Source organism: Dehalococcoidia bacterium (assembly GCA_030018455.1).
GTDB lineage: Bacteria > Chloroflexota > Dehalococcoidia > DSTF01 > JALHUB01 > JASEFU01.
Window position 1 is genome coordinate 14565 of sequence record JASEFU010000009.1, and the last position, 21755, is coordinate 36319.

The 21755-nt window shown below is 65.8% G+C and carries 24 protein-coding genes; 12 read left to right on the plus strand and 12 right to left on the minus strand.

All coding sequences use genetic code 11. The annotated features are described in order from the left end of the window. Positions 1–3 precede the first annotated feature (3 nt). The 6 genes from QME71_09810 to ybeY form a co-directional block, all read right to left on the minus strand. Positions 4–408: a zinc ribbon domain-containing protein gene (locus QME71_09810; GenBank protein MDI6858594.1), complete on the minus strand. Its 405-nt coding sequence runs from the start codon at positions 406–408 to the stop codon at positions 4–6. A gap of 51 nt (positions 409–459) precedes the next feature. Then, positions 460–1263 (minus strand): DNA repair protein RecO, encoded by an 804-nt coding sequence (recO, locus tag QME71_09815; GenBank protein MDI6858595.1) that lies wholly within the window; start codon positions 1261–1263, stop codon positions 460–462. A 14-nt stretch (positions 1264–1277) separates the two neighbouring features. Continuing rightward, positions 1278–1889 carry a recombination mediator RecR gene (recR, locus tag QME71_09820; protein MDI6858596.1) on the minus strand — a complete coding sequence of 204 codons (612 nt, stop codon included), beginning with the start codon at positions 1887–1889 and terminating at the stop codon, positions 1278–1280. 19 nt (positions 1890–1908) lie between these two features. Then, entirely contained in the window at positions 1909–2220 is a 312-nt protein-coding gene (locus QME71_09825; protein MDI6858597.1) for a YbaB/EbfC family nucleoid-associated protein, read from the minus strand. 110 nt (positions 2221–2330) lie between these two features. Then, on the minus strand, positions 2331–4010 hold the full coding sequence (gene dnaX / locus QME71_09830; GenBank protein MDI6858598.1) for a DNA polymerase III subunit gamma/tau: 1680 nt from the start codon (positions 4008–4010) through the stop codon (positions 2331–2333). 3 nt (positions 4011–4013) lie between these two features. Further along, a complete protein-coding gene (gene ybeY / locus QME71_09835) occupies positions 4014–4490 on the minus strand; it encodes an rRNA maturation RNase YbeY (protein MDI6858599.1) in 477 nt (158 codons plus the stop codon). A gap of 95 nt (positions 4491–4585) precedes the next feature. Here ybeY and QME71_09840 point away from each other — a divergent pair, with 95 nt between their 5' ends. The 10 genes from QME71_09840 (at position 4586) to QME71_09885 (ending at position 14828) form a co-directional block, all read left to right on the plus strand. Continuing rightward, on the plus strand, positions 4586–5035 hold the full coding sequence (locus QME71_09840) for an NUDIX domain-containing protein (protein MDI6858600.1): 450 nt from the start codon (positions 4586–4588) through the stop codon (positions 5033–5035). 65 nt (positions 5036–5100) lie between these two features. Beyond that, the gene (locus QME71_09845; GenBank protein ID MDI6858601.1) at positions 5101–6255 is read left to right on the plus strand and encodes a TIGR04053 family radical SAM/SPASM domain-containing protein; all 1155 of its coding nucleotides are present in this window, start codon (positions 5101–5103) and stop codon (positions 6253–6255) included. Next, a complete protein-coding gene (locus QME71_09850) occupies positions 6252–6710 on the plus strand; it encodes an AsnC family transcriptional regulator (protein ID MDI6858602.1) in 459 nt (152 codons plus the stop codon). The genes QME71_09845 and QME71_09850 overlap by 4 nt, the downstream gene beginning before the upstream one ends. Continuing rightward, complete coding sequence (locus tag QME71_09855) at positions 6697–7251, plus strand: Lrp/AsnC family transcriptional regulator (protein MDI6858603.1); 555 nt, start codon at positions 6697–6699, stop codon at positions 7249–7251. Before QME71_09850 ends, QME71_09855 begins: the two co-directional genes overlap by 14 nt. Positions 7252–7320: 69 nt before the next feature. Beyond that, complete coding sequence (locus QME71_09860) at positions 7321–8568, plus strand: glycosyltransferase (protein MDI6858604.1); 1248 nt, start codon at positions 7321–7323, stop codon at positions 8566–8568. A gap of 55 nt (positions 8569–8623) precedes the next feature. Further along, positions 8624–9958, plus strand: coding sequence for a glycosyltransferase (locus tag QME71_09865; protein ID MDI6858605.1), 1335 nt, complete (start codon positions 8624–8626; stop codon positions 9956–9958). Positions 9959–10030: 72 nt separating this feature from the next. Further along, the gene (locus QME71_09870; GenBank protein MDI6858606.1) at positions 10031–10861 is read left to right on the plus strand and encodes an alpha/beta fold hydrolase; all 831 of its coding nucleotides are present in this window, start codon (positions 10031–10033) and stop codon (positions 10859–10861) included. Beyond that, the gene (locus QME71_09875) at positions 10854–12296 is read left to right on the plus strand and encodes a TldD/PmbA family protein (protein MDI6858607.1); all 1443 of its coding nucleotides are present in this window, start codon (positions 10854–10856) and stop codon (positions 12294–12296) included. Before QME71_09870 ends, QME71_09875 begins: the two co-directional genes overlap by 8 nt. Before the next feature lie 29 nt (positions 12297–12325). Further along, positions 12326–13660 carry a TldD/PmbA family protein gene (locus QME71_09880; protein MDI6858608.1) on the plus strand — a complete coding sequence of 445 codons (1335 nt, stop codon included), beginning with the start codon at positions 12326–12328 and terminating at the stop codon, positions 13658–13660. Positions 13661–13937: 277 nt separating this feature from the next. Beyond that, the gene (locus QME71_09885) at positions 13938–14828 is read left to right on the plus strand and encodes a complex I NDUFA9 subunit family protein (GenBank protein ID MDI6858609.1); all 891 of its coding nucleotides are present in this window, start codon (positions 13938–13940) and stop codon (positions 14826–14828) included. A gap of 122 nt (positions 14829–14950) precedes the next feature. On the opposite strand, the gene QME71_09890 is transcribed toward QME71_09885, so the two are convergent. Beyond that, a complete protein-coding gene (locus QME71_09890; GenBank protein ID MDI6858610.1) occupies positions 14951–15652 on the minus strand; it encodes a class I SAM-dependent methyltransferase in 702 nt (233 codons plus the stop codon). A gap of 231 nt (positions 15653–15883) precedes the next feature. Here QME71_09890 and QME71_09895 point away from each other — a divergent pair, with 231 nt between their 5' ends. Continuing rightward, positions 15884–16393, plus strand: a complete 510-nt coding sequence (locus tag QME71_09895; protein MDI6858611.1) for a secondary thiamine-phosphate synthase enzyme YjbQ — start codon at positions 15884–15886, stop codon at positions 16391–16393. 204 nt (positions 16394–16597) lie between these two features. Here the strand turns inward: QME71_09895 and QME71_09900 are convergent, their stop codons facing one another. The 5 genes from QME71_09900 to QME71_09920 form a co-directional block, all read right to left on the minus strand. Beyond that, positions 16598–17683, minus strand: a complete 1086-nt coding sequence (locus tag QME71_09900; protein MDI6858612.1) for an ABC transporter ATP-binding protein — start codon at positions 17681–17683, stop codon at positions 16598–16600. Further along, complete coding sequence (locus QME71_09905; protein MDI6858613.1) at positions 17683–18378, minus strand: ABC transporter permease; 696 nt, start codon at positions 18376–18378, stop codon at positions 17683–17685. The genes QME71_09900 and QME71_09905 overlap by 1 nt, the downstream gene beginning before the upstream one ends. A gap of 20 nt (positions 18379–18398) precedes the next feature. Further along, positions 18399–19319: a substrate-binding domain-containing protein gene (locus tag QME71_09910; protein MDI6858614.1), complete on the minus strand. Its 921-nt coding sequence runs from the start codon at positions 19317–19319 to the stop codon at positions 18399–18401. A 54-nt stretch (positions 19320–19373) separates the two neighbouring features. Further along, complete coding sequence (locus tag QME71_09915) at positions 19374–19709, minus strand: LysR family transcriptional regulator (GenBank protein MDI6858615.1); 336 nt, start codon at positions 19707–19709, stop codon at positions 19374–19376. Between the two features lie 86 nt (positions 19710–19795). Next, positions 19796–20422, minus strand: a complete 627-nt coding sequence (locus tag QME71_09920; GenBank protein MDI6858616.1) for a DUF6391 domain-containing protein — start codon at positions 20420–20422, stop codon at positions 19796–19798. 143 nt (positions 20423–20565) lie between these two features. Between QME71_09920 and QME71_09925 the strand changes: the two genes are divergently transcribed. Continuing rightward, the gene (locus QME71_09925) at positions 20566–21735 is read left to right on the plus strand and encodes an SAM-dependent methyltransferase (protein ID MDI6858617.1); all 1170 of its coding nucleotides are present in this window, start codon (positions 20566–20568) and stop codon (positions 21733–21735) included. The last annotated feature ends 20 nt before the right edge of the window (positions 21736–21755 follow it).

Consider the following 21755-nt stretch of genomic DNA (forward strand, 5'->3'; position numbering starts at 1 on the left):
CCGCTAGCGGATTTGTGGCTTCGGCCCCCTGATCGGGCGGACGCCGGAGTCCAGCATCTTTTTTTCTTCCTTCTTTTGGAGCTCCGCCTTTTCCCGCTCGATTTCAAGCTCGCCCTTGCTCTTCCGCGCCGGCGGCCGCGGCTTGTTCAGCTCCGGGTGCTCCCCCACGCGGACGGGGCCCGTGATCGGCCGCTTCACCTCTTTGCCCAGGTGCCAGTACGTGCCCTTATCGGGAATGCGGCGGGGGTAGCCGTCGCGGAAGGTGAAGGCGGCAAAGGAAGTGGGCATGATGCGCTGCCCGTCCTTGCTGCAAAGTGGACAGGGAACGGGATCGGAGGCTTCGCGCATGGGGCGAAGGGCCTCGAAGATGCCGTTGCAGTTTTCGCAGTAGTACTCGTACAGGGGCACCGAACCAACCTCCGACAGCTTGCTTTGAATTCAGATTACAGCCCGCATCGCTTACTGTCTAACCTCTCGTTCCGCGACGCGATCCGTGTGGCGAAGCGTGTCGAGGAAGCGGGCAGAGCGCACGTCGCGCTCAAGCAGGTAGAAGATGTACTCGCGCAGATGCCTTTCGATCTCGACTGCGAGAGCAGGCGTCAGACGCAGGCGGGCCACATCCGCGAAGTCGCCGGTTTGCAGCAGCCGCATCACCTTCAGCGCGTTGAGGGAAAGCGGTCGAGGCATCGGCGAGTCGCGGGCGCACTCCGGGCAACTCACGCCGCCGCTCTCCACGCTCCAGTTGTTCGTTTGAGGGCGCAGGGCTTTGCCGCAGACGACGCACTCCTGCAACTGCGGCCGATAGCCCAGGTGGTCGAGGAGGCGCATCTCGAAGAAACGGAGGACGGCGTCGAGAGACGTCTCGGCGGCGAGGCGCCGCAGGCTCTCAAGCAGGAGGCGGAACACCGGGTACGCCTCCTGGCGCTCCGGGGTGAAGCGGTCGACGAGCTCGACCAGATAAAGGGCGCGGCCGGTGCGGTCGAGGTCCTCTCGCACAGGGGCGAAGAGCTCGACGGCCTGCGCCTGCGTGATTATGTCGAGCTCGCGTCCCTTCGCCAGCAGGAACGACGTGTGGCTGAGCGGCTCGACATGACCGCCGAGCTTGCTCCGGGGACGCCGCACTCCCTTCGCGACAGCGTCGAGCTTGCCGAGGTTGGGGGTGAAGAGGGTAATTATCTTGTCGGCCTCGCCCAGCCGCCGCTGCCGGAGGACGATGCCGGCCGTCTTGTAGAGCCGGGGGCGGCGCTCATCGGATGTCGTCATGGCGGAGGCGGAGGTCAGACCTCCTGGCGGCCTTCGAGGGCGCGCGCGAGGGTTATGTTGTCGGCGTACTCGAGGTCGGCGCCCATAGGGAGGCCGCGCGCGAGGCGCGTCATCCTGATCCCCAGCGGCGCTATGAGGCGGCTGAGGTACATCGCCGTCGCCTCGCCCTGGAGATTGGGGTTCGTGGCCATTATCACTTCGCGGACGCGGCCGTCCTTGAGCCGCGCCAGCAGCTCGCGCACCTTCAGGTCATCGGGCCCGATGCCGTCGACGGGGGAGATGGCGCCGTGGAGGACGTGGTAGAGCCCCTTATAGCTGCCGGTCCGCTCCAGGGCCAGGATGTCCAGCGGCTCCTCGACGACGCAGATGATCGACTGCTCGCGCTGCTCATCGCGGCAAATGGCGCAGGGGTCGGAGTCGGTGATGTTCTGACAGACGGAACAGAGGACGATCTTCTCCTTCACTTCCAGGATCGCCTGCGCGAGCGCCTGCGCGTACTCCTGCGGGGCGCGCAGCAGGTAGTAAGTGAGGCGCTGGGCGCTCTTCGGGCCGATACCGGGCAGCTTGCTCAGCTCCTCGATAAGGCGCCCCACCGGCATGGCGGTGGACGAAGAGATGTTTGTCATTCGAGGCTCGTCACCACGTTCAGGGCATTCCCGGCAGACGCAGCCCGGCGGTGAGGCCGGACAGATGCTCCGACTGCAACGCCTGCGCCTTATGGAGCGCCTCGTTGAGGGCGGCGGTCACCAGGTCCTGCAGCATCTCGACGTCGTCGGGGTCGATAACCTCGGGCGCGATGGTGAGCGACAGGACGCGGAAGTCGCCGGAGAGGACGATCTTGACAGCGCCGCCGCCGGCGCTCCCTTCGGCGGTCTTGTTCTGGAGCTCCTGCTGCGCCTTCGCCAGCCGCGACTGCATCTGCTGGATCTGCCGCATCATCTCGCGGTTCATTTTCATTGTCACACCTCATGTTTTGAGGATCGTTGTCCTTCGACGAGACTTGTCTTGCTGCACCAGGCCCTGACGGACGCGGCATCATTCCGAGGCTAAAGGAAGGGCAACCCTCCTCATTCTCCTTCGTTGACGAGGCGCGCGCCCATTTCGCGGGCGGCCTCCACCAGGTGCCCGCCTCTCACCGCGCTCCCACGCCTTGCTGCCCGTTGCGCCACAACCGCGTCCGGGTCCAGGACGCAGCGGATGTCGTACTCGCTGCCAAGAACCTCCTGTACCACCTCGCGAACGGCCTGAATGTTTGCCCCGTTGTCGTCGCTATTCATCTTCTCGGCAAGCATTTGATGCTGGAATGCCAGCACGATTGTCTTGCCTTCCATGCCGACGATAGCGCAATTGCTGTTGAGCAGGGCTCCGGCTTTCTGATTCTTCTGCCGAGTAAGCCGGTAGATATGCTCCCACTCGGCCTGGACCCGCGCCAATTCTTCGGACGCGGGCGCGGTGATCTCGATGGGGACTTGGACAGGCGTCGCCTCCGATGCGGGAGCGCGCTCCGGCTCCGCAATCGGGGCCGCATCCCTTGTCTCAGACGCCGCCGCCGTCGCTGGCCGGGAGCGCGATACAGGCGGCTTTGGCTCGGGAGAAGGCGCCGCCGCCGGAGGAGCGGCCGGGGCCGCTTCCGGCGCCGGCTGCGATGCGGGCGCGGTTGCGGCAACCCGCTGCTTTGTCAGGACGCACTCTGTGAGGGCGATCTCGAGGGGCAGCGGCGACAGAGGGTCGGCGCGCAGGTCGGCCTGAGCGAAGGTCTGGAGAGCCCGCAGGAGCTCGTCCCGCGACACGCCTTTCACCAGCTTCTTCATCTCCGCCGCCTGCTCCTTTGTCAGGCTGAGCGTGTTCTCCGCCCCCGCGTGGACGAGGAGCAACTCGCGCAGGTAGGAGACGACCTGCCGCTGGAACTGGCGCAGGTCGAGACCGTCGTCGCGCACAGACGATATGAGAATCAGGCCACCCGGCAGGTCGCCTTCGAGCGTGAGGCGGGCAAGCTCGGCGCTGCGGGCGTCGCCGCTCAGGCCGAGGCCGCTGCGGACCGCGTCGACCGACAGGTCGCGGCCGTGATAGTCAACCGCCTGTTCGAGGAGGTTGATGGCGTCGCGCATGCTGCCGGTGGCGGCGCGGGCGACGAGCTCGAGCGCCTCCTTCGGGCAGGCGATGCCTTCCTGCTCGCAGATGGTCTCCAGACGGGCGACAGCGGCTTCGAGGGGGATGCGCCGGAAATCGAAGCGCTGGCAGCGCGAGGCGATGGTGGCCGGTATCTTGTGGGGCTCCGTCGTCGCGAGCACGAACAGGACGTGCGGCGGCGGCTCCTCCAGCGTCTTGAGCAAAGCGTTGAACGCCTGCTCGGTCAGCATGTGCGCCTCGTCGATGATGTACACCTTAAAGCGCGCGACGGCAGGGGCGAAGCCCACGTTATCGCGCAGGTTGCGGATGTCGTCGACGCCGCGGTTGCTGGCGGCGTCGAGCTCGATGAGGTCGATAGCACGTCCTTCGAGGAAGCTCAGGCAGGAGTCGCAGACGTTACAGGGCTCGCCGTCCTGCGGGTTGGAGCAGTTCACGGCCTTGGCGAGAAGGCGGCCACTGCTTGTCTTGCCGGTGCCGCGCGGGCCGCTGAACAGGTAAGCGTGGGCTACTTTGCCCGCGGCGACCGCATTGCGCAGCGTACGCGCGATGGGGTCCTGTCCGGCAAGCTCGGAGAAGGACTGGGGGCGGTACTTGCGGTAGAGGACTTCGACAGCCATCGACTACTCACGCTGAATTATATCATTCCCCAACGCGGAGAGCAGGCCTTCCTCGCGGCCGCGCATCCGCTTTCTGTCCTCTTCGGACTCGTGATCGTACCCGAGCAGGTGGAGGACGCCGTGAATGAGCACGTGGGCGACTTCGGTCAGCAGGGGGCGGCCCGCCTCGCGCGCCTGGCGTCGGGCCGTGGGAAGCGAGACCACGACCTCGCCCAGTTGCAGGACGCCGCCGGGCGGGAGGACGAAGTCATGCGGATTCTCTGAGAGGGCGAATGCGAGGACGTCGGTGGGCGCGTCCTCGCCGCGGTACTCACGGTTGAGCCGGCGGACGAGCGCATCGCCCGCGATCCGGACGCTTACCCACACACGGGGCGTCTTCTCGGCGGCGAGGACGCGCCCGACGATCCCGCGCACCCACTCCTCCCTCACCTCCCGCCGGAACGGGGCGTCGACCCGCACCTCTACCTCATGCCTTCGCATCCTTCCCCCTGCGCCCTATCATGGATCAACCGTCGCGCCGGTGGAAGCCGTTTACGCGCCCGCCTCTTCTGTTGTAGATTTCCCCCGGACGTGAGATGAACGATCAACCTGCGCGCCGAGAAGTCGTGACCTGCTTCCTGCGCCGCACCGACGCGCGGGGCGAGGCGCGCGTCCTCATCGTCCGGCGCAGCGGACGCGTCGGCACCTATCGTGGACGGTGGTCCGCAATCAGCGGCTACCTGGAAGCGGAGACTCCGCTCGATCAGGCGATGACGGAGATCAGCGAGGAGACGGGGCTCGGCAACGACGATGTCACGCTGGTCGCCGCGGGCGAGCCCCTGCCCGTCGACGATGCGCAATCGGGACTGCGCTGGCTCGTCTACCCGTTCCTCTTCGACATGGCATCCGGGAGAGACGTCGAGCTCGATTGGGAGAACGTTGAGGGCCGCTGGGTGGCGCCCGAAGAACTGTCGCGGTACGATACCGTTCCCGCGCTGGAAGACGCGCTCCGCCGGGTGTGGCCCTCGGGCCGGACGCGCGGTTGAAAGAGTGCGCTCCGCCGCCTACCGGCCGCCTGCTATAATAGAAGCCAGCGAAACACGAGCCTGATATGCACGTCAGCGAGCGGCCGCGTCCCCCTCTGTCCGAGGTCGATTTTTCTCTGACGCCGTTCACCGTCGCCTGGGAGATCACGCGCGCCTGCGCCCTCGCCTGCGTCCATTGCCGTGCCGAAGCGCAGCCTCATCGCGACCCGCGCGAGCTGTCGCTTGAAGAGGGCTTCCGCCTCATCGACGAGCTGGTCGCAATGGGCGGCCCCATCCTCATCCTGACCGGCGGCGACCCCTTGATGCGGCCCGATCTCTTCGATCTCATGGGCCGGGCGAGAGAGCGCGGCCTGCGGGTCGCCCTGTCACCAACGGCGACGGCGCTCGTCACAAGAGAGCGGCTAACGCGGGCGCAAAAGGCAGGCGTGTCACGGCTCCAGGTGAGCCTCGATGGCTCCCGCCCCGAAATCCAGGACGCGTTCAGGGGTCGGAACGGCTCCTTCCAACGCACCGTCGAGATACTGGCGGAGATACAGCGGCTCGGCATCTCCCTTCAGATCGGCACGACGGTGAGCCGGTACAACGTCCACGACCTCGAAGGCATCGCGGAGGTCGTGGCCCGCTACGGCGCCGTAATGTGGAACCTGTTCTTCCTCGTCCCCACCGGGCGCGGCCGCATCGAAGACGTGATCTCGCCCGAAGAACATGAGCGCGTCTTTAACTGGATGTACGACCTCTCGAAGACCGCCCCGTTCGACGTGCGGACAACGGCGGCGCAGCACTACCGGCGCGTCGTCATCCAGCGGCGACGCCGGGAAGCCGCGCACGCGCCCAGCGCGGACGCCTCGCTGGTCACCGGCGCAGGCTACAGCTTCGCCGACGGCCTCGGGCAGTCGGGCAAGGGCGTGAACGACGGCAACGGCTTCGCCTTCGTTAGCCACATCGGCGACGTCTGCCCAAGCGGCTTCCTTCCCCTCTCCGGCGGCAACCTCCGCGAACAGTCCTTCATCGACATCTACCGCCGCTCGCCCTTGTTCCGCCAGCTGAGAGATTACGCTCGTCTTAAAGGGAAGTGCGGCGTCTGCGATTTCCGCGAAGTGTGCGGCGGCTCCCGTGCCCGCGCGTTCGCCGTCACCGGCGACTACCTGGAGTCCGACCCCTACTGCGTCTACCTCCCGCCCGCATGGCAAAACAGCAGCCCTTCCGGTCAATCCACATGACGCTGAAGCTGGACCCGACGGACGCCGCCCTCCTCGACGAGTTGCAGACGGGCCTTCCTCTGGAATCACGCCCTTATCTGTCGATCGGCAAGAAACTCGGCCTCCCCGAAAACGAGGTCGTCTCGCGCCTGCGCAGGCTGCTCGAAGCGGGCGCTATCAACCGGATCGGCCCCGTCCTCAGCGCGACGGCGATGGGCGGAAAGCGCATGCTCGCGGCCATGAGCGTCCCGCCCGATCGCCTGGAGGAGGTCGCGTCATACGTTAACGGCTTTCCGGCCGTCAGCCACAACTACGAGCGCGAACACCATTACAACCTCTGGTTCGTCATCTCGTCCGCCGACCCGGCAGAGGTCGATGCCGCCTTGTACGCCATCCGCAAGCGGACGAGGCTGCCGGTCATGGAGCTGCCGGCGCTGGAGGAATACTTCCTGGGAGTCCGTTTTGAGCTCGCGTAACGCATCGAAGGCCCTGACCGAGGAAGAACGAAGGGTCGTCCTCGCCGTGCAGGACGGCCTGCCCATCGTCGCCCGCCCGTTCGAAGCCGTCGCCAACGGACTGGGGAAGACGGAGCAGCAGGTTATCGCCCTCCTTCGCTCGCTCATGGAGAGGGGCATAGTCACCCGCCTGGGCGCCGTCCTCAATCACCGGGCGCTCGGCTTCACCGCCAACGGGATGGCCGTCTGGGACGTCCCCGACGACCGCGTGTCGGAGGCGGGGCGGAAGCTCGCCGCCTTCGCGGCGGTCACGCACTGCTACCGGCGTCCGCGCCGTCCCCCCGACTGGCCCTACAACCTGTACGCCATGCTGCACGGCCGTTCACGGGAAGAAGTGATCGCAACGGCGGAGCGCATCGCGGCGGAGGCGGGAATAGCGGATTGTGCGCACGACGTGCTGTTCAGCGTGCGGCAGTTCAGGAAGCGCGGCATGCGGCTGCAGGCTCCGGCAGAGGGCGGCGGAGAAGACCGTCTCTTTGCTCTTCATACGAACGAAGATTGACACCCTTACCCGCCGTGGACTAACATTGTCGAAGAACGTCCTCTCAGCAGTAGCCTGTCCCGGAGGAGCATGCACCGAACGCTGATCGGCAAGTCGAAGACGCTCGATGACCATGTTCCCATCGTCGGCGGCGACGTCGTCGACGAATTGAGACGGCTCGGCAAGCCCCTCAAGAACCTCAAGGTGCTGAACATCAGCGTTACCGCCTTCGGCACCGGCGTCGCCGAGCTCCTCCGCTCCTCCGTCCCTCTCTTTTGCGACCTCGGCCTCAAGTGCCACTGGGAAGTCACACGCGCCGACGAGGGTTTCACTTACGTAAACAAGGAAATGTACAGGGCGCTCGCCGGCGGCCAGGTCGAGTGGACCGACGACATGACCGGCGTCTGGGAACGGTACACGGCCATGAACGCCGAGCTCCTCCGCGGGAACTTCGACGTCATAGTGGTACACGATCCCCAGCCGGCCGCGCTTCGTTCCTACGCCCATAAGGGCCGCCATCGCGGGCAATGGGTGCTTCACTCCCACATCGACGCCGGTTCCGCGCATGAAGAGGTCTGGAGGCTGCTGCGGCCCCATATCCTGGAATACGATGCGCTCGTGTTCGAGGACGAGTCCTTCCTTGGCAGGGGGATGGAGAAATCGGCAGTCAGCTTCATCGCTCCCGCCATCGACCCGCTGGGCACCCGCAACATGGAAATATCCGAACACGCGGTCGATCACCTGCTCAACCGGCTGGGGATCGACCCTGAGCGCCCTCTGGTCGCGCAGATCGCGCCCCTCAGCAAAGAAAGCAACGCCCTCGGCGCGGTGCAGGCGTACTGGTATGCGAGGGAAGAGATTCCGGGCCTTCAGCTCGTTCTGGTAGCGACCGCCTCCCCCCAGGACCCTGTCGCGTTCTCCTACTTCGAGTCGGTGCTAAAGGTCGCGGCGGAAGACCCGGACATACACGTGCTGCCCCATCCGGACCACGCGGGCAACGTCGAGGTCAACGTCATCCAGAGGGCGGCGCGGACTGTGATGCAGCGGGCGCTGCAACGCGGCTTCGGCATTTGGATATCAGACGCGCTGTGGAAGCGCACGCCCGTAGTCGCCGCACCGATGGGAGGCATTCCGAAACAGATCATCGACGGCAAGACGGGGTTCCTCGCCGAAAGCGATGAGGGATTCGCCGAGCGCATCGTCGACCTCATACGGGACGAGGAACTTGCGCAGAGGCTGGGATCTGCCGGGCGCCAGCATGTTGCCGACAATTTCCTTATATGCCGGTACCTCCGTGATTACCTGCAGCTCTTACAGACGGTGTCCTCCAGTCCGTAGACGGTAGGCGGCGCTTACGGTACGATTTTAATTAGATAAAGACGCAAGAATACGGATGCTCAGCACTGTCCCCATCACGCCCAAGGCGCTCGAGAACTACCGGCCCCTCATAGGCGACAATCACGTCGATGAAATCTATGAGCTCGCTGCCCCCTTTAAGGGCGCCCGCGTCCTTCATCTCAACTCGACGCCCTTCGGCGGCGGCGTCGCCGAGATCCTGACTTCCTTCGTCCCCCTCATGATCAACGTCGGCTTCAACGCCGAATGGCAGGTAATCCGCGCCGGCGACGACTTCTTCCGCGTCACCAAGGCGATGCACAACAGCCTGCAAGGCATGTACGCCGACTGGACGCCGCAGATGTGGGAGCTGTGGCTGCAGTACAACCGCATCAACGCCGAGATGTTCGACGAGGACTACGACTTCGTCATCATCCACGACCCGCAGCCCGCCCCCATCCTCAGCTTCCTCGAAGAACTGCGCGGCGGCAAGCCGCCCGGGAAGTGGATCTGGCGCTGTCACATCGACCTGACGGATGCCCAGGTGCAGGTCTGGGACATGCTCCGCCCCTATGTCTCCCGCTACGACGCCGCCATCTTCACCCTCCGCGACTACATGAAAGACGATCTCGTCGGGCCCGCGCTCTTCGTCCTCCCTCCGGGGATAGACCCCCTGAACGCGAAGAACGCCGACATCCCCGACGACACGATCGAGAACATACTCCGGCACCACGAGATCGACCCCGCGAAACCGATCATCGCCCAGATATCGCGCTTCGACCCGTGGAAGGACCCTCTCGGCGTTATCGACGTCTATCGCGCCGTCAAGAAGGAGCTGCCCGACCTGCAACTCGTTATGGTCGCTTCGATGGCGTACGACGACCCGGAAGGATGGGCCTGGTACGAGCGCACGGTGCGGCGCGCCGGCGAAGACATGGACATCAAGGTGCGCACCAACCTGAACGGCGTGGGCAACGTGGAGGTCAACGCCTTCCAGCGCTCGGCGCAGGTCGTTATACAGAAATCAGTCCGCGAGGGGTTCGGCCTTTCGGTCACTGAAGCGCTGTGGAAGGGGCGGCCCGTGGTCGCGGGCAACGTCGGCGGCATCCCCCTGCAGATCGTCGACGGGAAGACGGGCTACCTGGTCAGCACCGCCGAAGATTGCGCCAAGCGCGTCCTTTATCTGCTGCAGAATCCGGAGATCGCCGACGACATGGGCCGGGCGGGCAAGGAGAGAGTCCGGCAGAACTTCCTTATCACGAGGAATTTGCGGGACTATCTCCATATCCTGAGGTCGCTCGTGGGGCTGGAGGCGCCCGCGAGAGAGCCCGCGCTCGAAGCCTCATCCGCGGTGGGTGCCCCGCTCAAGGTGCTGCCCCCTTCCGCGGGATAGGCCGGAAAAACCCTGCCATCTTCATCGGAAGTCCGCCTTCCCTCTCGCAGGAGGCGATGATCAGGGGGTCGTGTGCCGAAAGCCATCGTAAATGGAAACAGCATTTACTATGAGGCTTACGGCTCCGGGGAACCGCTGCTCCTCATAATGGGCCTCGGCGCCAGCACCCTTGCCTGGCACGCCCAGGTGCCCACGCTCTCCCGGTACCTGCGCGTCATCGCCTTCGATAACCGCGGCAGCGGACGCAGCGACAGGCCGCAGGACTACTCGATGCCGCTGTTCGCCCGCGACGCCGCCGGCCTCCTGCGGACGCTGGGTATCGACTCCGCGCACGTCTTCGGCGTGTCCATGGGCGGGATGATCGCCCAGCAATTGGCGCTCGACTATCCCGGCGCTGTGCGCTCACTCATCCTCGGCGCCACCAGCCCCTGTCTCGCCGCCTGGCCGCCGGAGCAGGCGGTGCAGGACGCGACGGCGCGGGCCATGGACGCGCCGCCCCGGGAAGGCTTCGAGGTAATGCTCTGGACAGGTTACAGCGACCGCTACGTCGCCGAGCACAAAGAGGATCTCTGGCTCCAGTTCCAGATCGAGCTTCCCCTCATGCCGCCGGTCGAGTTCTGGCAGAAGCAGCTCGCCGCCGTCCTGGAGTTCGATGCGCGCGAGCGCCTCAAAGAGATAAGCGTGCCAACGCTCGTCATCGGCGGCGCCGACGACCCCGTCATCCCGCGCGCCGCCTGCGAGTATCTGGCGGAGCACATCCCCGGCGCGGAGCTCGTCCTGTTTCCGGGCGCCCGGCACGGCTTCAACATAGAGCGCGAGGAGGAGACCAATCAGGCCGTCCTCGACTTCATACGGCGTTCAGCCCGCGCTTCCGCGGCTAGTGAGGAGACCTCTGATGCGTGAACTCGTTATGCGCGCCCTCGACACGGCGCGCGCGCGGGGCGCCGGATACGCCGACGTCCGGGTCGTAGGCCGCAAGAGTGAATCGATAACCGTCCGCAACCGGAACGTCGAGGCGCTGACGGCCGACGAGACGATGGGGTTCGGCGTCCGCGTCCTCGTCGATGGCTACTGGGGGTTCGCGGGCAGCAACCGCATGACGCTGGAAGAGGCCGACCAGGCGGCGGCGGAGGCGGTACGCATCGCCAAAGCCTCCGCGCGCGCGGGCGGCCCCCGCGCCGATCTCGGCCCACCCGAAGTCCACCAGGACGCCTACCGGACTGCCTTCGCGAAGGACCCGTTCGCCGTTTCGCTCGATGACAAGATAGCTCTCCTCATCGTCGTCAACGAACAGATGATGAAGGTCAAGAGCATCGTCATGGCGGAATCGAACCTGTACTACCAGCGCGAGAACAAGACCTTCGCCAGCACCGAGGGGAGCTACATCGAGCAGGAGCTGATCGAGACGGGCTGCGGCATCGAGGCGACAGCCGTGGGCGACGGCGAAGTGCAGAAGCGCTCCTACCCGAACAGCGTCGGGCGCCACCAGGGCACCGAGGGCTGGGAGTTCGTGGAGCGCTACGACCTGCCGGGCAACGCGCTGCGTGTGGCGGAGGAGGCGGCCGCGCTTCTCACCGCGAAACCCTGCCCTTCAGGCGTCACCACCATCATCCTCGATGGCAGCCAGCTCGCGCTCCAGGTCCACGAGAGCTGCGGCCACGCCATCGAGCTCGACCGCGTGCTGGGGACGGAGGCCGCCTACGCCGGCACCAGCTTCCTCACCGTCGACAAGCTGGGCGTGTTGCAGTACGGCTCAGGAGTTGTGAACCTTACGGCCGACGCAACGATCCCCGGCGGGCTCGGCACCTTCGGCTACGACGACGAAGGGGTGCCGGCGCAATCGACGCCCATCGTGCGCGAGGGCGTCTTCCTCGGCTACCTTATGTCGCGCGAGACGGCGGCCATGCTTGGAATGCGCAGCAACGGAACGATGCGCGCCGCCGACTGGAACCACATCCCGCTCATCCGCATGACCAACGTCAACCTCGAGCCCGGCTCCTGGCGCCTGGAAGACCTGATCGCTGATACCGACGATGGCCTCTACATGGAGACCAACCGTAGCTGGAGCATCGACGACCGGCGGCTCAACTTCCAGTTCGGCACGGAGCTGGCGCGCGAGATCAAGAACGGCAAGCTGGGCGACCTCGTGAAGAACGCGACCTACACCGGCATCACGCCCCAGTTCTGGGGTAGTTGCGACGCTGTCTGCAACCGCGACCACTGGGTGGTCTGGGGAACGCCGAACTGCGGCAAGGGCCAGCCGGAGCAGGTGGCGCACACTGGCCACGGCGCGGCGCCCGCCCGCTTCCGCAACATCCAGGTCGGACTGGTCAGATAGGCCGCCCTAGAGAGGCAAGAGAAATGTTAATGGACGAGCCGGGGCTGAAGAACATCGCCGACCGTGTGCTGGCCGCGAGCGCCGCCGATCAGACGGAAGTGCTCATCTTCGGCAGCCACTCGGCGCTCACGCGCTTCGCGAACAGTTACATCCACCAGAACGTCGCGCGGACAGGCTTTGAGGTCAGCGTGCGGGCCGTCATCGGCAAGAAGATAGGCATAGCTGCGACCAACATCCTCTCCGACGAATCGCTGAAAGCGGTTGCGGAGAAGGCGGTGACGCTGGCGCGGCACCAGAAGGAGAATGAGGACTTCCGGTCGCTACCGGGCCCGGCGCCGTTGCCCCAGGCCCACGCCTACTCGCAGCGCACCGCCGATTGCACGCCGGAGCAGCGGGCGAGCGTCGTCGCCACTATCTGCGATGCCGCCCGCCGCGAGGGGGTGACGGCCGCCGGCGCTTTCAAGACCGGCGTCTCCGAGATCGCCGTCGCAAACTCCCTTGGCGTGTTCGCCTACAACCGAGACACGCACGCCAGCCTCAACACGACGATGATGTCGGCCACCAGCAGCGGCTACGCCTCACGCCTCAGCATCGATATCGACGACATCGACGGCACCGCCCTCGCCGCCGAGGCGATAGACAAGTGCCTGCGCAGCACCGACCCGATAGCGATCGACCCGGGGGAATACGAGGTCATCCTCGAAGACTACGCCGTCACCGACATCCTCGACTTCTTCGCCTACCTGTCGTTCGGCGCGCAGGCCTATCAGGAAAAGCGCAGCTTCATGACCGACCACCTGGGCGAGAAGGTGATGGGCGAAAACATCACGATCTGGGACGACGGTCTTTCACCCGAGACCATCGCCAACCCGTTTGATTTCGAGGGAGTGCCCCGACAGCGGGTCGACTTCATTGTGGGAGGCGTGGCGAAGGGTATCGTCTACGATACTTACTACGCCGGCAAGGAGGGCAAAACATCGACGGGCCACGCCCTGCCGGCCGCCGTTACCTTCGGCCCTGTCCCCAGCAACATGTTCCTGGCGGCGGGAAACGCCTCGAAGGAAGAGATGCTCGCGTCTGTGGAGCGGGGCATCTGGGTAAGCCGCTTCTGGTACACGCGGCCGGTGCACCCGCTGCGGGTCATCGTCACCGGCATGACCCGCGATGGCACGTTCCTCATCGAGAAGGGGAAGATCACGGCCCCCGTGCGCAACCTGCGCTTCACGCAGAGCTACCTCGACGCCATGAACCAGGTGGAGCTTATCGGCGGCGAGACGAGGCTGCACGAGGCGATAGCGGGGGTGAGCCGCGTGCCCGCGCTCAAGATCCGCTCGTGGGCGTTTACCGGCGCCACCGAATTCTAGCGCCCCCTGTTCCTTTTCCCAATTTGAGTTCGGGGAAGTAGGCGGCGCAGTAGCCTCTGTCTGTCGAGAGGAACCGGTCGGCCTGCGCCAATGTAAGGACTGCGTAGCCCCGAATGCAGGCTCTTTGACGCATCTGAGGGTCAAGACGCTCCCCTGCACTCGACTCCCGCCATCCCTATCCGTTTCTTGTTCGCTAACAGGCCAGCTTTCCCTCCTTGACATTCCTTCCTCGCTGCGCAATCGTTGGCCTGGGAGAGTCTTGATAGAGAGGTGACGCATGATCCTGTTGCTGGGAGGCACCGGCTTCATCGGGCGACGGGTCGCGGCGCGGCTCGTCGAAACGGGCGAGAAGGTGCGCGTCGCCGCCCGCGGCAGCCGCAAGGGCGTCCTGCCGGAAACGGTCGAGGAAGCGCGCGCGAACGTCATGACCGGCGAGGGCCTGGCCGACGCAATGGCCGGCGTCGACAAGGTCGTCCACCTGGTCGCGGTCATCGTCGAGAAAGGTGAGCAAAGCTTCGACGCCGTCATCCGCTCCGGCACCGTGAACGTGGTCGAGGAGGCGAAGAAGGCGGGTGTCAAGAAGCTCGTCTACGTCAGTGCGATAGGCGCGGCCGCCGGCCCCGAGTACCCGTACTGGCACGCGAAGTGGCTGGCAGAGCGGGCGGTGGTGAACAGCGGCCTGACATACACCATCATCAGGCCATCACTCGTCTTCGGGCCCGACGACGACTTCTTCAACCGCCTCGCCGACATGGCGCGGCGTTTTCCCGTGATGCCCATCGCCGGTAATGGCAAGACGAAGTTCCAGCCGATATGGGTCGAAGACTTGGTGTCGTGCGTCGTCGCCTGCCTGGACGAGGGGAAGTGCGACCGCCAGGTTATCGAGGTGGGCGGGCCCGAGCACCTCACCTACGACGAGATCGTGGAGGTGATCTGCGACGCGCTCGGCAAGCGACGGCTGCGCGTCCATGTGCCGCTCTGGGCCATGCGCCCGATGGCCGGCCTCTTCCAGGCGCTGCTCTCCAACCCGCCGGTAACAACGCAGCAGCTCGATATGCTGTCGAAGGACAACACCACGGAAGTCGATGCGGTAGTCAAGCAGTTCGGCTTCGAGCCGAAGCGGCTGGCCGACGGCTTGGCGCACCTCAGGGGCCGCACCGCGCCCTGAAGGACGCGGCACGCGAAACGCCGCTCCGGCAGACGGGGCGCGCCCACCCTTCTCGGGAAGCTCCCTGACTTCCGTTCCGACTGGGCCGGGGGTCTGTACCCGGCCCGCCCTCGCCTGCAGCCTCACGACGCAGGCGGCGCTTCTTTCCGCACCCCTATGAGATAGTGGCTGCGGAGGAAGGGCGCCGCTTCGACGGCCCGGCACAGCGCCGCCGAGACGCAGACCAGCGGGCGCAGCAGCGGAGGCGCCAGGGTCACCCTGCGGACATCGAGGCGGCAGCCCGGATAGAGCCGCCGGACCTCCCCGAGGCGTATCCCTCGCACGTCACGGTTCGTCGGGTTCCAGATGAAGTCGTACCAGATGAGCAGACCGCCCGGCCGGAGGACGCGCAGCGTCTCGGCGGCGATGCGACGCCGCGTCTCCCCATCGAACACCGACGACATCAGCGTGAACTGGAGCGCGACGTCGAACGCGGAGTCGCGGTACGGCAGGGCGGCGGCGTTGCCCACGGCGAACGAGACCGCTGGATTGCGCCCGCGCGCCCGCTCGATCCGCTCCTCCAGCAGGTCGACGCCCGCAAGCAGCGATGGGTCGGCGCCGTAACGGACGAACCCGTCGAGCACTTCGCCGCTGCCGCAGCCGATATCGAGGATGCGCAGGCCAGCAAGGGAGGCGACGCCCTGCCGCCCCAGCAGCGAGAGGAGCGCCTCCTCGCGCCGTTGGAAGAGATAGCGGTTCGCCGGGTCCGTCAGCGAGTAGCGTTCATCGAGGCCGGCGGCGGCGCGCCGGGCGTAGGCGGCGCGGATGCGTTCGATCTCGCTCACGACTCGGAGTCCTCCCTCCGACCGCGCGCGCGGGACGGAAACGGGCGTCGTTGTCAGCGCCTATCCTAGCACCTCAGCGCGCGACCCTGAATCCCGGGGGTAGGCTTTCTTTCATTTTCGTGGGCTGGTTCGGACACCCTCTTTTCCTGAGCGTGAAACGTGGTAAACTTACAGAGATGACTCGTTCTGCTCAGCATTTCCACGGAGGGCGTCAGTTACATGGATGGGAGCTTGCTCGAGGTCGCGAACGAGACGGCAGTCCTGATCGATACCCGCGCACCCGCCGCACGTGTCTACTGTGAAGCGATAGAGCTCGACACCGAAGAGGCGTTGCAGTTCATCGATATCACACCCGCCGTATCGGCGATAGTCGGGAAGTCCGGGGTGGCGTTCGGTCAGGCAACCGTCTACTCTACACACACCACCGCGGCAATCAAGATCAACGAGAACGAGCCGCTCCTGCTGGACGACTTGAGGCAGATGCTTCAACGGCTCGCCCCCTGCGACGGGGAGTACGGCCACAACGATTTCCGCCGGCGCACCGTCAACATGAACGAGGAGGAGTGCGCTAATGGCCACTCCCACTGCCAGCACCTCTTCCTGAGCAGCAGCGAGACTGTGCCCGTCGTAGAGGGCCGCCTCATGCTGGGACAGTGGCAGCGGATCTTCCTCGTCGAGCTCGACCGCCCACGCCAGCGACGCCTTGTCGTCAGCGTCCTCGGCGTCGAGTCCTCGGGCTAAGGCGCCGGGCCTCCCGTCATTTCCCCCGGCCCGCGCCTTTTTCGCGCTCTCTACGCGCACAATTGCCGTACTATCCATCATCGAACGCGCCTTGCTCTGCCAACGCAAGACGGCTGCCAACACCATGAGCTCGGCCTGTCTCGCTCAAGGGGTTGCGGATCGGGGCCTGCCGTCGCGGAGCCCGACCTGCTACGTGGTGAGGCGTCAGCGGCGGGGGATGAAGTGGACGGAATGGGCCTTGAACGCGGCGACCACCTCCCGTCCCTTGCGGATGTCGAGTTCGTCGACTGACTGCTTCGTCACCAGCGCCACCAGCGGAAAACCGCAGTCGATGACCACCCGCGCCTGCCGGCCGCTCGGCGTGACGCTGACGATCTTGCCGTGAAAGCGGTTACGCGCGCTGCCCGCGACCGAGAGGTCCCCCGCCGGGAAGAGCGTGACGTCTTCGGGACGCACAACAACGAGAACGTCATCAGGCAACCGCCCGTTGGAGACTCCCTGCACCACGTGCGGCCCGACCTGCACGCGGCTCAGCCCTCCATCCTCTGACATATGCCGTCCCGCGACGACCGTCTCCGCGCCCACGAGCGCGGCAACGTCTTCGTCAGCGGGGGCGGCGAAGACCTCCGTGGTCGGGCCGATTTGACGGAGCTCGCCCTTGACGATCACGGCCACGCGCGCCCCCAGGCGCAGCGCCTCATTGCGATCGTGCGTGACGAAGACGGTCGTGACCCCCGTCTCGCGCAGGGCTTCCGCGAGCTCTTCGAGCAGAGCCTCCCGCGTCGGCTGGTCGAGGGCGCTGAACGGCTCGTCGAGGAGGAGGACTTCCGGCTCCAGGGCGAACGCGCGCGCCAGGCTGACGCGATGCGCTTCGCCGCCGGAGAGCTTGCGGGCGGAACGTTCCGCCAGATGCGCTACGCCGAAGCGCCGCAGCCATCGCTCGACCCTCGCCTTCCGCTCGCCGCGCGGAACGCCCCGCAGGCTCATCCCCATCTCCACGTTCTCGGCCACGGAGCGTCGCAGGAGGAGCGGCTCCTGGAGCATCACGGCCATGCGACGTCGAAGCGAAAGCTCCCACCTGCGCACCGGCTGCCCCTCGAATAGCACCTCGCCGCGGGCCGGCCGCAGGAGGAGCCCCAGCACCTGGAGAAGCGTGCTCTTGCCGGCGCCGTTGGGGCCGATGACCGCCAACACCTCGCCTTCCATCACGTCCATTGCGGCCAGACGAAGGATTTCTCTGTCGCGCCGGCGCACGATGATATCGCGGAGGGACAGCTTCTCCCCTGCCATTAAGTCCCTTCCTGCTGCTGGACGGAAGTCAAGACCAAATTCACGATGAATATGAGGACGAGCAGGATGAGCGACAGCGCGATGGCGGGGGCGAAGTTACCGCGGCTGACCTCGAGGACGACGGCGGTGGTGAGGACGCGCGTCTCGCCCGCCAGGTTGCCGCCCACCATTATTGAAGCCCCGATCTCGGAGATGGCGCCGCCGAAGCCGGCCATGACGGCCGCCAGGAGCGGGAGCTTCGTCTCCCAGAGGATGATCCAGAGCATCTGCAGCCGTGAGGCGCCGAGCGCGTAGACCTGGGTGCGCAGCCGCGGATCGAGGTGGCGCAACGCCGCCGTCGTGAAGCCGGTGACGATGGGCGTGGCTATGATCGTCTGTGCGACCACCATCGCTGCGGGAGTGTAGATAAGGCGCATCTGCCCGAAGGGGCCGCTACGCCAGAGCAGGATCGCCACCAGCAGCCCGACGACCACCGGCGGCAGCCCCATGCCCGTATTCACAAGCGTCACGAGGAAACCGCGGCCACGGAAGTCGTTGAAGGCGAGGGCGGCTCCAATCGCCACTCCAAAGACTAGACTCAGGGCGACGGCGCTCCCCGATATCAGCAACGAGCGCAACGTGATCTGCCACAGGTCGTAGTCGCCGCTGCGCAGTATGTCGAGCGACTCGCGGAGTCCGTCCCAAATCAGGTCCACGGCCACCTCCCTGGGAAAGTCTATCCGAAAGGCGTGCTCAACCCCAGGTCCTCGTACGTCTTGTCGGCATCCGGTATGAAGAGCGGCTCGCCGGAAACCTCATCGACGAAGTCGGCGATTATCTGCTGTGCCTTGTCCGAAACGACGAAGTCGGCGAAGGCCTCCCCACCGGGGCCGTTGACGAGATCAAACTTGTCGGGGTTGACCTGAATGACGGAGTATACGTTCAAGAGAGCCGGATCGCCCTCCAACAAGATGACGAGCGAGAGGCTTCCCCTCTGGGCGAAATAGGTGGCGCGGTCGCAGAGGATGTAGGCGTCGCGCTGGTTCGCGATCTGGAGCGTCGCCCCCATTCCCTGGCCGCTCTCTTCGTACCAGGAAGCTCCGCTCGGGTCCAGGCCGGCCTTCTTCCACAGGCTTCTTTCCAGCTTGTCGGTGCCGGAATCGTCACCACGGTTGAGGAAGGTAGACCCGGCCTCGTAGATCTTCTCGAAGGCTTCGACGGTAGAGGTGGTCCCCTTGATGCCGGCAGGGTCGCTTTCGGGACCGAGAATGATGAAGTCGTTGTGCATCACGAGGCGACGGTTAATCCCGGCCCCGCTATCGACGAGCATCTTTTCGGAGGCAGGAGCGTGCACGAGGAGGACGTCGGCGTCGCCGCGCTCCCCCATCGCCAGCGCCTGCCCTGTCCCGACGGCGATGACCTTCACGTTGTACCTCGTCTCCTCTTCAAATGCCGGCACGAGAACATCCAGGAGACCGCTGTCCTGAGTGCTCGTGGTGGTGGCCACGATGATATCCTTCGCCCCTTCTCTGGCCGACGACGACGTTCCCTGCGGAGAAGACCCTGACCCATCGTCGCCGTTCTCTCCACACTCAAGAGCGGTTATGGATAAGACCAGCGCCACCAGGAGACCGAAGAGCATCCATTTCCCGTTCATTCGACTTTGCCCGGCGTTGTTATGCTGACCCTAGCATAACGCCCATCAAAAAAACTACCCCTGCCGGAACAGCTTCTCGAACTCTTGCCTGACGTCGGCCTGCGCCGCCGCTTCGAAGCGGGGGTAAAGCGCGACTATATTCTCCGCTTCGGCGGTGAGGCGGCTCCGGCCCCCGCCAGGGCCTCCCGGCTCGCTCTCGACGAGTCGCGCGCCCAGGTTCTCCTCCATCTCGCGCACCTTCCCCCAGGCGCGCCGGTACGACAGCCCCATCTTTCGCGCCGCCTCCGCAAGCGAGCCGGTCTCCGCGATAAGCTGCAACAGGCGCACACGGTAGCCGCTCAGGGCCACGCCGCCGCCCTTTTCCACCCAGATCTTGACCCTCGGCTCCACGGCATCGTCCTCAATGGGCGTCATTCGGGGCTTTGCCGGTCCGCGCCGCCCCATCGTACCGCCGACATGACAGGAGGCGGCTGCGTCTACCGGCCGACAGCGGTCCGGATCTCGAAGTGCTCTCGCGACGCGCCCATGGGTTCGGCGTGAGGAAGAAGGGGGCTTTCGGCCAGCCCTATGATTTGCAGACGCGAGAGGTCGATATACCGCGGCAGCAGCCTTTGCAGTGCCATCCCGACTGAGGGGGCGATGACGTTCGCCGTCACCACGGCGAGCACGACGTACAGCGGACTCATGCGATCGATGGCGAGCAGGACGCCGAGAAACGCGACGGCGCCCAGCAGGCCGGCCGCAACGATCGCCTCGACGGAGCGCAGGTGCACCGCAAGGCGCCGCTCGCCCGCCCGCAGACGTCGCAACCCTTCCTGTGCCGCGGCGAGGACGACGTCCGGCGGCGCGACGCCGTCCAGAGTGAAGCCGCTCTCAAGCGCCAGTCCGTTGAGACCGCTCGGCCCGAACCGCTCCTCGATCACGTTCATCGTCGCGTGCTTTAGCGCCTCGTTGCTGCGCACCGCCTGGTTCATGAACAAGGCCGCCAGCGAACGCGGCACGAGCAGCAGGCTGGAGAGCGCCCGCATCGTGAAGCCGAAAACGAGCAGCATGAGCAGTAGCACAAGAGTGACCAGCAGCAGGCCGAAGAAAAGCAATATCATTGTTCACGACCCACGACAGAAGAGTATAGCGCTTCAATTCGATTCTCGCCAGCGCCCCGCCTTCTTGAAATCGGTGATGCCCATGATCGTTTCGGCCCATCGCCTGAACCGCGCGGCACCCTTAAGATAGGAAGCGGATGCCCATGCAGTTTGACGACACCGACTTCGAACCGTCGACCGAGAGCGAGCCGCTCAAGGAGGCCATCCGCCTGCGGATCGAGGCGGAGGGCAGGATAACGTTCGAGCAGTTCATGGCGATGGCCCTCTATCACCCCCTGTACGGCTACTACAACTCGCCCGGGGAGAAGATGGGCCGCCAGGGCGATTACCTGACAAGCCCCGAAGTCCACCCCATCTTCGGTCAGTTGGTCGCCCGGCAACTCCGCGAGATGTGGGAGCTGATGGGCCGGCCCGCCGTGTTCGACGTGCTGGAGCAGGGAGCGGGCAACGGCCTTCTCTGCCGCGATGTCCTCCGCTGGGCGCAAAGACAGGCGCCGGACTTCCTCGAGGCGCTGCGCTACCGGCTGCGGGATACAAGCGAGGAGCTGGTGGGGCGGCAACGGCGCGCGATCGAGCCGCAGGGCGCGGCTGCGGCCGCGCACGCCTACTGGGAAGACGCGTCGGCGCCGCTGGAAGCCGTCGAGGGCTGCGCGCTCAGCAACGAGCTTGTCGACAGCTTTCCCGTGCATCGCGTGCTGATGGAAAACGGCGAGCTGCGCGAGATATATGTCACGTGGAAGGACGGCCGCTTCCAGGAGGAGATCGGCGACCCTTCCTCGCCGGCGCTCGCGGCCCACTTCGAGGCGCTGGGGGTCTGGCCGGGCGAGGGCTGCCGCGCCGAGGTCAACCTGGCGGCGGTCGATTGGACGAGGCAGGTCGCGCAGGCGCTCCAGCGCGGCTTCGTCATGACCTTCGATTACGGCTACGAGGCGGCCGACCTCTACGCGCCCTGGCGCCGCGACGGGACCCTCCTCTGCTTCTACCGCCACAGCGCCGGCGGCGACCCCTACGCGCGCATCGGGCGGCAGGACATGACCTCGCACGTCGATTTCACCACCCTGGTCCGGACCGGCGAAGCGCACGGCCTCAACCTCCTCGGCATAACGACGCAGGAGAGGTTCCTCACCGCGCTGGGGATAGGCGGCGCCCTTGCTCCGCCGCAAGGCACGGAGACCCGCCTCGAGGAGTACTACGCGCGTCGTCGGGCAGTCACCGAGCTCACCGATCCGGCGGGCCTGGGCCGCATAAAGGTGATGCTGCAGGAGAAAGGCGTCGGCGCCGTCCACCTGCGGGGCCTCCAGCTCTCGGCGTAGTGGGCGTTGGCCCCGTCACG

Excerpts from the sequence above, each read along its gene's own strand:
- QME71_09875 (MDI6858607.1), top strand. The coding sequence starts at position 10,854 with ATGCGTGAACTCGTTATGCGCGCCCTCGACACGGCGCGCGCGCGGGGC.
- QME71_09925 (MDI6858617.1), top strand. The coding sequence starts at position 20,566 with ATGCAGTTTGACGACACCGACTTCGAACCGTCGACCGAGAGCGAGCCG.
- QME71_09910 (MDI6858614.1), bottom strand. The coding sequence starts at position 19,319 with ATGAACGGGAAATGGATGCTCTTCGGTCTCCTGGTGGCGCTGGTCTTA.
- QME71_09880 (MDI6858608.1), top strand. The coding sequence starts at position 12,326 with ATGGACGAGCCGGGGCTGAAGAACATCGCCGACCGTGTGCTGGCCGCG.
- ybeY (MDI6858599.1), bottom strand. The coding sequence starts at position 4,490 with ATGCGAAGGCATGAGGTAGAGGTGCGGGTCGACGCCCCGTTCCGGCGG.
- QME71_09850 (MDI6858602.1), top strand. The coding sequence starts at position 6,252 with ATGACGCTGAAGCTGGACCCGACGGACGCCGCCCTCCTCGACGAGTTG.
- QME71_09860 (MDI6858604.1), top strand. The coding sequence starts at position 7,321 with ATGCACCGAACGCTGATCGGCAAGTCGAAGACGCTCGATGACCATGTT.
- QME71_09840 (MDI6858600.1), top strand. The coding sequence starts at position 4,586 with ATGAACGATCAACCTGCGCGCCGAGAAGTCGTGACCTGCTTCCTGCGC.
- recR (MDI6858596.1), bottom strand. The coding sequence starts at position 1,889 with ATGACAAACATCTCTTCGTCCACCGCCATGCCGGTGGGGCGCCTTATC.
- QME71_09920 (MDI6858616.1), bottom strand. The coding sequence starts at position 20,422 with ATGATATTGCTTTTCTTCGGCCTGCTGCTGGTCACTCTTGTGCTACTG.
- QME71_09865 (MDI6858605.1), top strand. The coding sequence starts at position 8,624 with ATGCTCAGCACTGTCCCCATCACGCCCAAGGCGCTCGAGAACTACCGG.
- QME71_09845 (MDI6858601.1), top strand. The coding sequence starts at position 5,101 with ATGCACGTCAGCGAGCGGCCGCGTCCCCCTCTGTCCGAGGTCGATTTT.
- QME71_09825 (MDI6858597.1), bottom strand. The coding sequence starts at position 2,220 with ATGAAAATGAACCGCGAGATGATGCGGCAGATCCAGCAGATGCAGTCG.
- dnaX (MDI6858598.1), bottom strand. The coding sequence starts at position 4,010 with ATGGCTGTCGAAGTCCTCTACCGCAAGTACCGCCCCCAGTCCTTCTCC.
- QME71_09900 (MDI6858612.1), bottom strand. The coding sequence starts at position 17,683 with ATGGCAGGGGAGAAGCTGTCCCTCCGCGATATCATCGTGCGCCGGCGC.
- QME71_09885 (MDI6858609.1), top strand. The coding sequence starts at position 13,938 with ATGATCCTGTTGCTGGGAGGCACCGGCTTCATCGGGCGACGGGTCGCG.
- recO (MDI6858595.1), bottom strand. The coding sequence starts at position 1,263 with ATGACGACATCCGATGAGCGCCGCCCCCGGCTCTACAAGACGGCCGGC.